At 53.8% G+C, this 13,005-nt stretch carries 10 protein-coding genes and 1 pseudogene; 7 read left to right on the top strand and 4 right to left on the bottom strand.

The annotated features are described in order from the left end of the window. Positions 1–125: 125 nt before the first annotated feature. Positions 126–830 (bottom strand): annotated as a pseudogene (locus tag M5R41_14705) (peptidylprolyl isomerase). 303 nt (positions 831–1,133) lie between these two features. On the opposite strand from M5R41_14705, the gene M5R41_14700 reads away from it, so the two are divergent. From M5R41_14700 to surE, 4 genes are all read left to right on the top strand, one after another. Further along, positions 1,134–1,688 (top strand): sigma-70 family RNA polymerase sigma factor, encoded by a 555-nt coding sequence (locus M5R41_14700; GenBank protein MCZ7557645.1) that lies wholly within the window; start codon positions 1,134–1,136, stop codon positions 1,686–1,688. Beyond that, the gene (locus M5R41_14695) at positions 1,685–2,137 is read left to right on the top strand and encodes a hypothetical protein (protein MCZ7557644.1); all 453 of its coding nucleotides are present in this window, start codon (positions 1,685–1,687) and stop codon (positions 2,135–2,137) included. Before M5R41_14700 ends, M5R41_14695 begins: the two co-directional genes overlap by 4 nt. Next, entirely contained in the window at positions 2,134–2,457 is a 324-nt protein-coding gene (locus tag M5R41_14690) for a YbjQ family protein (GenBank protein MCZ7557643.1), read from the top strand. The genes M5R41_14695 and M5R41_14690 overlap by 4 nt, the downstream gene beginning before the upstream one ends. Positions 2,458–2,555: 98 nt before the next feature. Then, the gene (gene surE, locus M5R41_14685; protein ID MCZ7557642.1) at positions 2,556–3,338 is read left to right on the top strand and encodes a 5'/3'-nucleotidase SurE; all 783 of its coding nucleotides are present in this window, start codon (positions 2,556–2,558) and stop codon (positions 3,336–3,338) included. Positions 3,339–3,356: 18 nt separating this feature from the next. On the opposite strand, the gene M5R41_14680 is transcribed toward surE, so the two are convergent. Next, positions 3,357–3,587, bottom strand: a complete 231-nt coding sequence (locus tag M5R41_14680) for a hypothetical protein (GenBank protein ID MCZ7557641.1) — start codon at positions 3,585–3,587, stop codon at positions 3,357–3,359. Positions 3,588–3,940: 353 nt separating this feature from the next. Between M5R41_14680 and M5R41_14675 the strand changes: the two genes are divergently transcribed. Beyond that, a complete protein-coding gene (locus M5R41_14675; protein MCZ7557640.1) occupies positions 3,941–6,655 on the top strand; it encodes a UPF0182 family protein in 2,715 nt (904 codons plus the stop codon). Between the two features lie 6 nt (positions 6,656–6,661). Here the strand turns inward: M5R41_14675 and M5R41_14670 are convergent, their stop codons facing one another. Next, the gene (locus M5R41_14670; GenBank protein MCZ7557639.1) at positions 6,662–7,480 is read right to left on the bottom strand and encodes a sulfurtransferase; all 819 of its coding nucleotides are present in this window, start codon (positions 7,478–7,480) and stop codon (positions 6,662–6,664) included. 251 nt (positions 7,481–7,731) lie between these two features. Here M5R41_14670 and priA point away from each other — a divergent pair, with 251 nt between their 5' ends. Both priA and M5R41_14660 read left to right on the top strand, forming a co-directional pair. Then, on the top strand, positions 7,732–10,221 hold the full coding sequence (gene priA, locus M5R41_14665) for a primosomal protein N' (GenBank protein ID MCZ7557638.1): 2,490 nt from the start codon (positions 7,732–7,734) through the stop codon (positions 10,219–10,221). A 3-nt stretch (positions 10,222–10,224) separates the two neighbouring features. After that, positions 10,225–10,707 carry a DUF2721 domain-containing protein gene (locus M5R41_14660; GenBank protein MCZ7557637.1) on the top strand — a complete coding sequence of 161 codons (483 nt, stop codon included), beginning with the start codon at positions 10,225–10,227 and terminating at the stop codon, positions 10,705–10,707. 317 nt (positions 10,708–11,024) lie between these two features. Here the strand turns inward: M5R41_14660 and M5R41_14655 are convergent, their stop codons facing one another. Then, on the bottom strand, positions 11,025–12,890 hold the full coding sequence (locus M5R41_14655; GenBank protein MCZ7557636.1) for a hypothetical protein: 1,866 nt from the start codon (positions 12,888–12,890) through the stop codon (positions 11,025–11,027). Positions 12,891–13,005: the final 115 nt, after the last annotated feature.

Below are 13,005 nucleotides of genomic sequence, written 5' to 3'. Positions count from 1 at the left end.
GTGCACACCCGTATCCACATTGGCTGTCTCGAAACTTCACTCCTTCTCGCAGCATTCCCCGAACCATGCACCATAAAAAAAACCCGCGCCATGCGCGGGCCATATCAGCGAACGGAAAAGAGACTTCAATCCTGAAGCCTGACGGATTTGATCTTCACACCATTTCCCTTTTTCTCGATCGCATGCACCTTGTCCATGCCGGAGATGACTTTCCCGAATACGGTATGCTTCCCGTCCAGCCAGTCGCATCCTTCTTTTTTCGTTACAATGAAGAACTGCGAACCATTCGTGTTCGGGCCGGCATTGGCCATGCAAATCGTGCCGTATGCGACCTTTGCTTTGAGCTTCCCATTACGATAGTATTCCTTCTTCGAGCCCGTCTTTTCCAAATAGTACTCCACAGCGTGTACCATCAACGGGCGCCCGCTCTGCTGCGTATAGCAGGCCTCGGCAATTTTCGTCAGCTCAGGATCGGCTTTTTCTGTGGCACCGAAATATGGCTGGAGAATTTTCTGAAACACTTCCACCGCCATCGTCTCATCAACGATAGGACCGCTGAGCTTTTCCCCGTTTTCGTAACATTCATCTTCGAATGCATAACCAGGGCCACTCGTGCCATCGCCTTTGGGACAGCCTCCCTGAATCATGAAATCGTCTATTACACGATGGAATATCAGGCCGTCATAAAATGGACGCTTCACCTTTTGCCCGGTTCTCGGGTCGGTCCATTCTTTGCTTCCTTCGGCAAGTCCGGTGAAATTTTCCACCGTTTTCGGGGCTATATCGGGCCAGAGTTCAACCGTGATATCACCCGATTCGGTACTGAGGAGAATGGTTGGCTTTTTCATGGCGGTGTCATTTTCCTGCGCACGGATGGCGTTGCTGGCCAGTAGTACGGCGATCGTTGCGAGAAACAGAATTTTCATTACTGGAAACCTTGATATGAGTACGTACGTTGGTTTTTGCAATCAGGACAATATACTGATACCTGGCGTTTTCAGTATCGGTTCCGTTTTCATCGCCGTACGTTTCGTTTTCCGCAATTCGTCATATTGCCGTTGGAACAGGGTCGGAAGACGATGAATATTCCACACCCTTGCGTGTATCATTATTGAAACAGCCGGATATCAGACATGAAAACGGGGCCACAGGACGATGAAGCGATAGTGCGTGTACAGCGCGGGGACAGAAATGCCTACGCCGTAATCGTGCAAACGTACATGAAGCCGGCATACTACTCCGCACTTTCGCTCGTCGGCTCACATGATGATGCAATGGAACTGTCGCAGCAGGCGTTCGTACGCGCGTATACATCCATTGCGTCCTTTCAGCTCGGAAGCAGGTTTTTCACCTGGTATTATCGTATTCTCCGAAACCTGTGCCTGAACTTTCTCAGAGATCGCGCTGCGCACGCACGCCCGCTGTCTCAATGCGAAGCACTTTTCGAAAACCTCGCCGGATCCGACGATCCTTCCGAGGATGCCGAACGCGCATTGCTTCGTGACCGCGTGCGTGATGCGCTGGGCCGTTTACGCCCTGAAGAAAGAGAAATACTGCTGCTTCGTGAATTCGAGGGGTACAATTATGCCGAGATCAGCGAACTGCTCGAATGCCCTGTCGGGACTGTCATGTCCCGGTTGTACTACGCCCGGAAACATGTGAAAGAAATGCTGGAGGACTTGTCATGACAGACCTGGAGCGTGATCGTTTTCGTATACTGATGATGAAGGCTCTTGACGGAGAGCTCGCCGGGAGTGAACATTCCGAATTCGAATCCTTTCTGCGGGATCCATCATGCATGCAAGAGTGGCAGAAATTTTCCACCATACAGGAGGCGACCATGTCGCTGAGAATGAAGGTTCCACCCACCGAACAGTGGGACAGCTATTGGAGCGGGACGTACAATCGTCTTGAACGTGGAGTAGCATGGCTGCTCACTGCGGTTGGTTCGGTGTTATTGCTGAGTTGGGTGCTGTTTGAAGCCGCGTCAGCGTTGTGGATAGACGCGGATGTGCCTTTTCTCATCAAAGTCGCCATTGTTGTGTTCAATGCCGGCATCCTGCTTTTGCTTGTATCCGTCATGCGGGAGCGCTGGTTCACGTCAAAAACAGACAAATACAAAGGGGTTATCCGATGATCATCGCAACTTCATCACATGTCGCAGGGATGCGCATTGTCAAGACGCTCGGTGCCGTCCGGGGCAACACCGTACGAGCGCGTCATATCGGCAAGGATATACTTGCCGCATTCAAAACCATCGTCGGCGGGGAGATCGAAGAATACACCAAGCTGATGGCCGAGGCCAGGGATCAGGCGATTGACCGCATGCTCGCGGATGCCGAAGCGCTCGGAGCGAATGCGATTTTGGATGTACGCTTCTCCACGAGTTTTATCATGCAGAGCGCCGCCGAAATCCTGGTCTACGGAACCGCCGTGCTTCTGCGTCCAGAGGAATGATAGTACGCTGGTGAAGGCGGCTCGCATTGTCGAGAACAGAGGATGTCGTAGATTAGTCCGACCGGGGTTTCCCGGATGTCTCACCATCGGACAGCATAATGGACAGGCCCCTCATTCTTGTTTCCAATGACGACGGATACGATTCACCGGGTATACATGCGCTTGTAACCTCCCTGCGGCGACTGGGCGAGGTCGTCGTCGTGGCTCCGGCCACGCAGCAGAGCGCTGTCGGACATGCCATAACCGTACAGCAGCCGTTGCGCGCGAGGCCGATCGAACGCGGCGCGCATTTTCGCGGCTGGGCGGTGGAGGGAACGCCTGCCGACAGCGTCAAGCTCGGCGTTACGACATTGCTGGAACGCAAGCCGGATCTCGTCGTCTCCGGAATCAACCATGGCATGAATACATCCATCAATGTCATTTATTCAGGGACGGTGTCTGCGGCGACGGAAGGTGCGATTCTCGGCATCCCTTCGATCGCGGTTTCGCACGCATCCCATGCACAGGATTCGGATGTGCGCGCAGCAGCTTCTTTCGCACGGACGCTTGCGGCGGAAGTTCTGAGGCGAGGGTTGCCTGCAGGGACTCTTCTCAACGTCAATGTGCCGAATGTCGCCCCGGAGGACATCGCAGGAGCACGCATAACCCGGCAAGGCCGATCCTGGTGGGACGATGGCTTTGAAACCCGCAAAGATCCTGTGGGAAGGGAGTATTACTGGTTAGTAGGGAAGTATGTGTGGGACACCGATCCGCTGGTGGACGACCGCGCCTTGCAGGAAAACTACATTTCCGTAACTCCGCTGCACTACAATCTGACTGATAACGGTCTGTTCGAAGCCATGCAATCCTGGAGAATGAACGGGGGTAGGAAGCGCCACTGAGTCCTGACCGGGTTGTTGTCAGTCCGTCGCTCCGTCGCCTCGCGATTTCTTATACCGTTCCTTCGCGCGGTCAATTGTTGCGTTCCGATAGCTTTCATCCTCGTGATACCTGTCCCTCGACCGCTGGAGCATGTTGTCGCGGTACTCTTCGCTTTCCTTGTATTTGCGGTTGACCGAACGGAGGAGCTTATCCCGATGCCTGGAATAATACCTCTGATTCCTCAATCTTCTTTTTTCGTTTTCATCCATGATCGTCGCATCCTCATAAAACGGTGGCCTGTCTCGTTGTATTCGACGACACCTGCAACCGGTCGCTGCTTGAATCGCGAAGACCCCGCCACCGGAACCGACACCCAGACAACCCGGTGGTCGAGAGTTCCAGCGATTGTTGTCTGCCGGTGGTCAGACAGTTGCCCGAGAATTCATCGCAATCTGCTTCCCGTGCGTGAAAAATGCAAATTCGGAGTTCCGAAACCCGGGCCCGTGTATTGCTCGTTTGCGGATTCGAAATGTTGGATTGCAGACGATCGAGCGATTTTCGTTGTCTTTGCGGCTCCCTCATCATAGATTACGAGACGATATCACAAACCGGGGTACCACGAATGAAGCTCAAACGCATTGTTTCCTACACCGTCGGGATTTTTCTTGCCTTGCTGATTCTTTCCGGCATGGTGTCTTCTTTTTTCGCCGATCTCTGGTGGTTCGAGGATATCGGTTACGAAAGCGTGTTCTGGAAATCGTATATGTCGCAATACGGACTCTGGATAGGCGGTTTTCTGCTCTTTTTGGTTCTGATACTGATGCATATACGTGTTGCGCTTCATTCGGAATCGAATCTGACCATTGATCCGCGCTTTCAGGCCGTGGTCGATGGCTTCGCACGGATTATCACCTGGCTCTCGTACGGTGCATCGGTGTTTCTCGCTTTCATTATGGCAGGTATGATCAGCGGCACATGGATGGATTTGCTTGCAATGATGAACAGCAAATCCTTCGATCTGACAGATCCGGTGTTCGGCAAGGATGTATCATTTTATTTATTCACACTCCCGTTTCTCAATTCCATAGTATCCTGGCTCATCGGGTCCACTGTCCTCATTTTTATCGCAGTAGTGCTCGTATACGTCATCCGTCAGGGCGTATCTTTCGCGTTTGGCCGCATCGCCATTTCCGCGACAGCCAGAAAGCATCTTGCCATCATCGGGGCGCAACTTTTTATCCTTATCGGCATCTCGTATTGGCTTGGGCGGTACGACGTGCTCACTTCAGGCAGATCAGCAAGCTACTTCGGAGCTGGTTACACGGATGTGCACGCACAATTGCCGGCCGCATGGATTATGGCCTTTTTGTCGCTGATCACGGCGGTGGTGCTGGTCGTGACGTTATTCCGTCGGAATTTCAAATTGCTTGTCCGGTGGGTCGTCGGGTATGTTATCGCCGCCGTCGTCCTCGGCATGATCTTCCCATCGCTTATGCAGAAATTCGTGGTGACACCCAATGAGCAAAGCAAAGAACTACCGTACATACGGAACAACATCGCGTTCACGCGATACGCCTTCGATTTGACACGTGTTACCGAAAAGAGTATTGATCCGCATTACACCCTCGGCTTTAACGATATCGTCAAGGACAGTGCCACAGTGCGGAACATCATGCTTTGGGATTACCGTCCGCTCGCAAGTACGCTGGATCAGCTGCAGGTCATCAGATTATACTACACTTTCCCTGATGTGGATGTGGATCGCTACCGTTTACCCGACGGGAGCTACCGGCAAGTGATGCTCAGTGCGCGGGAGTTGGATCAATCCAAGTTGCCGCAGAACGCGCAGACCTGGGTGAATTTGAATCTGGTCTATACGCATGGGTACGGCGTCGCCATGGCCCCGGTGAATGTCGTGACGCAGGAGGGCCTCCCGGAATTGTTCATCCGTGACATTCCCCCTGTCGCCGAGCACGGATTGCAGATTGACCGGCCCGAGATTTATTTCGGAGAAGCGACGAAGCGTCATGTCGTGATCAACGGTAATATAGACGAATTCGACTATCCTTTGGGTGATCAAAATCAGATGACGCGGTATCGGGAGAAGGCTGGGGTTTCCGTCGGAAGCCTGTTCCGGCGTCTGATGTTCGCCTTCCATTTTGGCGAAATCAACATGCTGATCTCGGGCTACATTGGCCCCAACAGCCGCATCCTGTATCATCGCTTGATCGACGAGCGCGTCCGTCGCATCGCACCGTTCCTCGCATTCGATAAGGATCCCTACATTGTCGTCGCCAATGGCCGTCTCAAGTGGATTTACGATGCGTATACCTTCAGCAGCAGTTTTCCGTATGCGAAACCGGCGCAGGGCTTCAACTACATCCGCAATTCCGTGAAAATCGTGATCGATGCCTATAACGGAGAGACCGATTTTTACGTGTTCGGCGAGGACAATGACCCGATGATTCGCGTGTACCGCAGTATGTTTCCCGGATTGTTCAAACCGCAAAGCGCATTTCCGTCTGAATTGATGAACCATGTGCGCTATCCGCAGGATTTGTTCGATGTGCAATCAGAGGTGTATGGGACGTATCACATGAGCGACCCACAAGTCTTCTACAACAAGGAGGATCTCTGGAACATTGCTTCAGAGAAACTTCAGGAGAGCACCGTGCAGATGGAAAGCTATTATGCTATCATGCGCCTCCCCGGTGAACCAAGAGAAGAGTTCATACAAATGATTCCCTACACGCCCAATCAGCGGCAGAATATGATTGCGTGGCTGTGCGGCCGTAGTGATGGCGAGAATTACGGGAAGTTACTCGTGTATAAATTCCCCAAGAAGGAACAGATCTTCGGACCGATGCAGGTCATAGCGCGTATCGATCAGGATCCATCCATCGCGCAACAACTCACACTGTGGAATCAGCAAGGTTCGAGTGTGTACCGCGGCAACCTGCTCGTCATCCCCATAAAGGAGGAAGTGATGTACGTGCAGCCAATCTATTTGCAGGCAACCACAGGCAAGCTTCCGGAGTTGAAGCGCGTCATCGTCGCCTATCACAACCGTCTTGCGATGGAAGGAACACTCGAAGACGCCCTGCTCGCGGTGTTCCGCGGAAGTACTACCGAGGCGCCCGCGGTTTTACCGCAAGCGTCCGTGGCGAAAGGGACAGAACAACCGTCGCGTAACGTCCGGGAACTTTCACGATCAGCCATGGAGATATACAATCGCGCGGTTGACGCCCAGCGCAAAGGCGATTGGGCCAAATACGGTCAGGAGTTGGACAAACTGAAGAAGGAACTCGAATCTATCGTACGCGAAAGCTCGCGATAGGCGGATTCACCCGGACGCGATCGGATTTCCCTCCCAGGTAATCCAGTCGCTCCAACCACCCGCGTACAGGCGTGGGAGGCCGAGGTCTGCTTCAGCTGCGGCGAAAACGGCAACACACGCCGTGACGCCCGAACCACAATAGACAATGCTGCGCTCATCAATACCGGTGAGTGAATCGGCGAGCGCTCCGACCTCGCGGAAACGGCCGTCATCCGTCACGAATCCACGCCAGGGTATATTGATCGCTCCAGGAATATGACCTGCTACCGGATCGATGGTTTCATGTTCTCCCCGGTAGCGTTCCTCCGCACGACAGTCCACGAGCAGCATCGCATCGCCGTCTCGCACTTGCTCCATACGGGCAAGCATATCCGGGCGGAGGCGTGGGTCGAAACGAACCGACCTGGTCTCGGGTAATTGTGTCGTGACTTCACCGTCTATTCCGACCCAGGCAGAAAACCCTCCGTTGAGAACCTTAACGTTATCGTGACCGAGATAGCGAAGGATCCACCACACGTGCGCGGCAAAACAACCACCGTCATCGTCGAGACAGACTACCGGCGTCACCATTCGCTCGACACCTAGTTTTCCGAATAGAGCAGAGAGCGCTTCAATCGTCGGCAGGGGATGACGACCGCCATGGACCCCGACCATAGCACAGCAATCCTTGTCCAACGATACGTAGTGAGCACCGGGAATATGACCGGTAAGGTAGCGCCGCCGACCTGATTCTCTGTCTGCCAGATCATAACGACAATCGAGCACTGTCGGGGATTCGATGGTAAGGAGTTTCCGCAGTTCGGACGCTTCAATGAGATTGGACATGTTGGCTTCTCGAATGACATTTGGCCTGCTCAATGATCGTAAACCGTTTGCTCGCTTGCAAACACCTGCACGTCACGGCGAGCCGGATGCTTTTATCGTGGCATATGAATCATCCTGCAGCTCGTACACGTCCCTGTTGCCTCTCCACTCTCATGCGGACCACCACCAGGGTCTTTCCTCCCGCTTGACCGTCAGTCGAACACTCCAGCAAGAAATCTCGTATCTTGGAGTTCTTGAAAACTGATCCCTTAATGCCAAAACCACTGTTCGCCGATATAGCCGTTCCCACTGTCCCCCGCGATACGTTGACGTATGGCGTACCGGAAGGTCTGCGCGACGGTATCGGCGCAGGAATGCGTGTTGTCGTACCCCTTGGACGTCGTCTGCTGATGGGTTTCGTGATCCGGGTTCATGAGAGCCCACCGGACTTCGCGATCAGGGCCGTACAGCAGGTATTGGATACCGAGCCAGTCATCACACCGGACGTGCTGGATCTGTGTACCTGGATCAGCGGATATTATTGCTGCAGTCTGGGGGATGCGCTGAAAGCCGCTCTGCCACAGGGGATGGATGTTGACAGTGAAAGGCATATCTCACTAAGAACCAACGACGATATCATACTTACCCGCGCCGTGGGGAAATCGCGCATCAAACGAGATATACTCCGTGCGTTGGGTACCGGAGAAGTCTTGTCCGAAAGTGCGCTTTGTGCCTCCGTTGGGGTCAAGAATCTCGGCGCACAGCTGAGGGAATTGTTCATCGAAGGAATTGTCTCCATCGATACCGTACTGGATCACCCCAAGGCGCGTGCGCGCACCGTGTTACATGTACGGTTATTACCCGAGTGGACCAACGAGAACCGCATCGCCGAGCTCATGAGCATCATGGAGTCGCGTGCACCGAAGCAGGTGAACATCCTTGGCATTTTATGGCTAGGGTGGAAATCTGGGGAACGCAGCATCATGATGGCGGACCTGATCAAGCGTTCTCACGCATCGAGCGCGCAGGTCCGAGCGTTGGAGGAAAAGGAAATCGTGGAGATTTTCGAAGAGGAACTCATACGCACATACACCTCCGGATTCGAAGAACGTCCCAAAGCCATTACGCTTACGGAAGAACAGCGTGCCGCACTTGAGATTATCCTGACCGCCATCGATGAAGGGGCTTTCCGTCCGTTACTGCTGTACGGCGTGACCTCCAGTGGAAAAACGCAGGTGTACATTGAAGCGGTACGGCATGCTCTCGAACGTGGTAAAAGCGGATTGGTACTCCTCCCCGAGATTGCCCTCACCCCACAGCTGGCTGCACGATTCCGCGAGGCCTTCGGTGCCAAGGCCACCGTAATGCACAGCAGAATGTCGGTCGGAGAGCGTTATGACGCCTGGCGGCTGACACTCCGCGGAGAATATCGTGTCGTCGTTGGTGTTCGATCAGCGGTGTTTGCCCCGCTACGCGATATCGGCATCATTATCGTAGATGAGGAGCAGGATCAGAGCTTCAAGCAATCCGATGTCGATCCGCGCTACAATGGTCGAGACGCTGCGGTGATGCGGGCGCGCTTCGGTGAAATCCCCGTACTACTCGGATCTGCGACGCCCTCCGTCGAAAGTTGGTACAATGCGACCAGAGGCAAATATCGTCTCCTTCGTCTCGCCCATCGCGTTGACAACGCACGCATGCCGGAGATGATTGCGGTGGATATGTCTGAAGCACGGAGAATGCGGCTCGTCAACGGTTCGCTTTCGCGGCAGTTGATCGAGGCGCTGCGCGCCGGGATGGAGAAAGGAGAGGCCTCGATTGTGTTCCAGAACCGCCGCGGTTTTTCACCTCATGTGGAATGTTCCGACTGTGGACACGTGGAAGAGTGTGAGAACTGCAGCATCAGTCTCACATTCCACCGCGAGGGAGATGCGCTGCGATGCCACTACTGTGGTTTCGTGAAAAAAGCGCCTGTCATTTGTCCTCTCTGCGGTGGAACGGACCTGGACCGCGTGGGCAGCGGGACGCAGAGAATCGAGGATGAACTGCGTCAAGCATTACCTGAGGCGCGAATTTTGCGTATGGATTCGGATACCACCAGGCGAAAGGGAACGCACGATCTGATGCTGACTGCGTTCAGTGAGGGGGAGTACGACATCCTGCTCGGTACACAAATGGTCACAAAGGGATTAGACTTCGGGAGAGTGACGCTGGTAGGCATCGTTTCTGCCGAACAATCCCTGCTGTTTCCCGATTTTCGCTCCTCGGAGCGCACGGTACAAATGCTCCTGCAGGTGGCAGGGCGGGCCGGGCGCGGGACCATACCTGGTACCGTCATCATTCAAGCCGCACAGCCGGAACACCCGATTTTTTCCTATGTGTTCAGACATGATTACGAAGGTTTTCTCGAAAACGAGATTCAGAGCCGTCGTTCGCTTTCGTATCCTCCGTTTACCCGTCTGGTTGCGCTGCTCTTCACATCGGAGAAGGAGGATGCCGCCCGGGAGGCGTCCGAGCGCTATTTTCGCGCATTGAAAACCATGGCTGCGTTTTTCATCATGCATCCTCCCCAGGCAGCTCTGCTGAGCAAAATCAACAAACGCTACCGGTTTCAGCTTCTTCTCCGTGTCGAAAAATCCGCCGATCCGGATGGATCCCGGTTACGTAACGCTCTACGTACCGCTGCAGAAGAATACCTCCGCGGCGCTTCCTCACGCAATGTGATCATCACAATAGACATCGATCCACAAAACCTCCTCTGAATCATGTACACCGAAATCTCCAATCCTTCAGCCCAGCAGGCAATCCAGGCCATACTCACACCCGCATTGATGATTTCCGCCTGTGGTCTGCTTCTACTCGGCCTCAACAATCGCTATGCGACCGTCGTGAGCCGCATCCGTCTGCTTAACGATGAGAAGCGCCGGCGCCTCGCCGATCCGGATGGCATAGACCGCGAGTATGTTGATGCGCTGCGCTTTGAAAGCGTTATGCGGCAAATTCCATCACTGCTTACCCGGGCCAATTATCTTCGTCGGGCGTTAATTCTGCTCTGGATCGGAGTCGTTTCCTACGTGCTGTCCTCTCTCTCCCTGGGAGCCGGTATTTTCCTCGGACTCCATGCAGCGGCAGCAGCCGTCTGGATTTTTATGTTCGGCCTTGTATCGGCAGCCATCGGAGTCGTGTTTGCGTTGCTCGATATCGCATTGGCGTATAAGGTTTTGCAGTGGGAAATCGAAATCTATTGATCTGTCCTCTTCGTTGAGGACTCGTATCAAGAAATGGACTGACAGCCATTTGATCGGCGGGTTCTTCATACTGTTGCGCTGATTTTCGGGTACGCGCCGTGAACCGGACGAAAGTTCCTCCAAAATGGCAGGACTGGAAATACGGAGCACCGCCCAATCGTGATATCCGGATACACTAAACATTGAAAACTCCGAGAATTCGACTGTCATTCCACCATGAAAAACAACAACGCATGTCCGGAGGACATGCGTTGTTGTTGCGTAAAAGGCTATCCGGAGGTCGAAACGTCGAAGCGGACGATGGCGGTTAGCCGAAATCAGCGGCCAATGGCACCGAGACTGACGTCGCCCACTTCGAATCTGCGTTCACTTCTGCTTGCATCCGCATCGACGACACAGACATACCAGCCCGGGTTCACACGAACGCCTTTCCAGTTCTTCGCATTCCACCGGATTTTGTGCTCACCCTTCGTGAGCCATCTGTCGTAAACGGTCTCGACAAGTTCACCCTGCGGTGTATACACCTGGACAACGGCCCAGGTGTTGTGCTCTGCAATAAGATTGACTTCCGTGAATTCCATAACCGGATTCGGTTCGATGCTCTGAATCGCAACGACTGCCGCTCTGTCGGATACCGGTCGCGAAGTGGTAAAGGACGCCTCGGCGAATCGGGAGGCACTCAGCATTTGAGGCGATGAGAATTCCGAAGTGTTGCCTTCGCCATCAATCAACGTCGCAAAAATGCTGTCACCTTCAGCAACGACTCCGGATGTGGAGAACACCCAATTTCCGTCGCTGTTTACAGGTATTGAACCAAGAAACATTGAACCCTCGACCTGTCGCGAATCGTTGCTGCGGAACCGGTACATTTCCAGGCAGAGCTTGTGGGTTCCGGCTTTCTTCGCGACACTGCCTTTCACGATGGCGACTCCACCAGTGAACTCGGCACTGGTGACGACGGGAGTGCTCAACGATTGATTCGCTCCGGCAAGAGAATGGTCGGGATCACTCGGCGAAAGACCGTCATCGCCCAGATCGATAGCGATATTCCGGTTCGCGTAAATGGAATTATTGCTGATGCGGTTTCCATCGGCATTTTCTTCAGTGGATGGGTGTTCCCACACGCTGATGCCGTTCCGGTGATTTCCGGAAATGGTGTTACCGGTGATGCTGTTGTTCCTGGTGAAACCCGCAAATCCGGTTTTCACGTCGCTGCCCAAATTGATGCCATCACGTCCGTTCCCGACAGGGTTCAATTCCATACCCACACCGATGCGGTTCTGAGTGATAACATTCTTCTGCCCATAGAAATTGCTCTCTGCAGTACCTGCGATACGCACTCCATTCAATTGATTTCCGCTGATCACGTTGCCACTGATTTCGTTCGAGACGCAGTTTCCAAGAAACGCGACACCATTGCCGGTATTCGCGAGGGCAGCGCCGCCGGATTTGCTCACACCGATGAAATTGCCGCGAAGCTGATTATTGGCGATGGACCCGCCGAGGCCGACGAAAAGCACTCCATCTCCGGTGTTTCCGCTGATGATGCATGAAATGATGGCGTTCCCACGAATGTCACCGCCCTGCTCTGCGGGGGAATAGAAACTGATACCCGCCGGAAGGACGTCGCTTGCGCGCAGCCCGTTCGATGCCGGGATTTGACCCTCGGAGCTGCCAATAATGCAGTAGCGAATCATATTATCATCCGTTCCGAACGGCGTGGCCTGAATACGGAGCCCTTCGAGGGCAAAGCGAGTGAAGGACAAGCCCTGTATGACATTGTTCGAGGATTTGATGACAAGACCAGGAACATCGCCTGCCAAAGAACCGTCCAGACAGATCTTCACGGTCAGACTGGATGGCGGCAATGATCCTGTTCCGGCTCCATCCTGGGAAAATCCATCTATAATGAGGCCGGCATCGTCAGTCAGAGCGGGTAGCCCACTGCGTAGCTGAATGGTATGTGGACCTGCTCCCGGTATTCTGAACGTAATAATATCCGGTCCGGGCGTGGCGTTTGCCTGATTAATCGCCCAGCGCAGGGTGTGGGTCCCGGCGTCTTCGGTACTGGTGACGGAGAAAGTGCCCGCATGTACAGGCGCTGCGAGCGTCATCATTGTTAGTATCAGCAACGGTACAGCTGCTGAAATCAATAGTCGGTGGGTATAGTTAAGGGACAACATGTTCATATCTCCTGATAGCATTTTCGCGCGTTTTATCCTGACGTAACCAGACATGCGGTCGGTTGTGAAACCATTTGTGCAAGTGGCAACAGAAAGACACATCACAATACGACCT

The sequence above is a fragment of the Bacteroidia bacterium genome, assembly GCA_027493955.1.
Lineage (GTDB): Bacteria > Bacteroidota > Ignavibacteria > SZUA-365 > SZUA-365 > JAOSJT01.
Note: the sequence above shows the minus strand (reverse complement) of the source record. Positions and strands in the feature narration are given on the sequence as shown.

Coding starts and splice junctions, on each gene's coding strand:
- M5R41_14680 (MCZ7557641.1), bottom strand. CDS start 3,587: ATGGATGAAAACGAAAAAAGAAGATTGAGGAATCAGAGGTATTATTCC.
- M5R41_14655 (MCZ7557636.1), bottom strand. CDS start 12,890: ATGTTGTCCCTTAACTATACCCACCGACTATTGATTTCAGCAGCTGTA.
- M5R41_14690 (MCZ7557643.1), top strand. CDS start 2,134: ATGATCATCGCAACTTCATCACATGTCGCAGGGATGCGCATTGTCAAG.
- M5R41_14670 (MCZ7557639.1), bottom strand. CDS start 7,480: ATGTCCAATCTCATTGAAGCGTCCGAACTGCGGAAACTCCTTACCATC.
- M5R41_14695 (MCZ7557644.1), top strand. CDS start 1,685: ATGACAGACCTGGAGCGTGATCGTTTTCGTATACTGATGATGAAGGCT.
- M5R41_14660 (MCZ7557637.1), top strand. CDS start 10,225: ATGTACACCGAAATCTCCAATCCTTCAGCCCAGCAGGCAATCCAGGCC.
- surE (MCZ7557642.1), top strand. CDS start 2,556: ATGGACAGGCCCCTCATTCTTGTTTCCAATGACGACGGATACGATTCA.
- M5R41_14700 (MCZ7557645.1), top strand. CDS start 1,134: ATGAAAACGGGGCCACAGGACGATGAAGCGATAGTGCGTGTACAGCGC.
- M5R41_14675 (MCZ7557640.1), top strand. CDS start 3,941: ATGAAGCTCAAACGCATTGTTTCCTACACCGTCGGGATTTTTCTTGCC.
- priA (MCZ7557638.1), top strand. CDS start 7,732: ATGCCAAAACCACTGTTCGCCGATATAGCCGTTCCCACTGTCCCCCGC.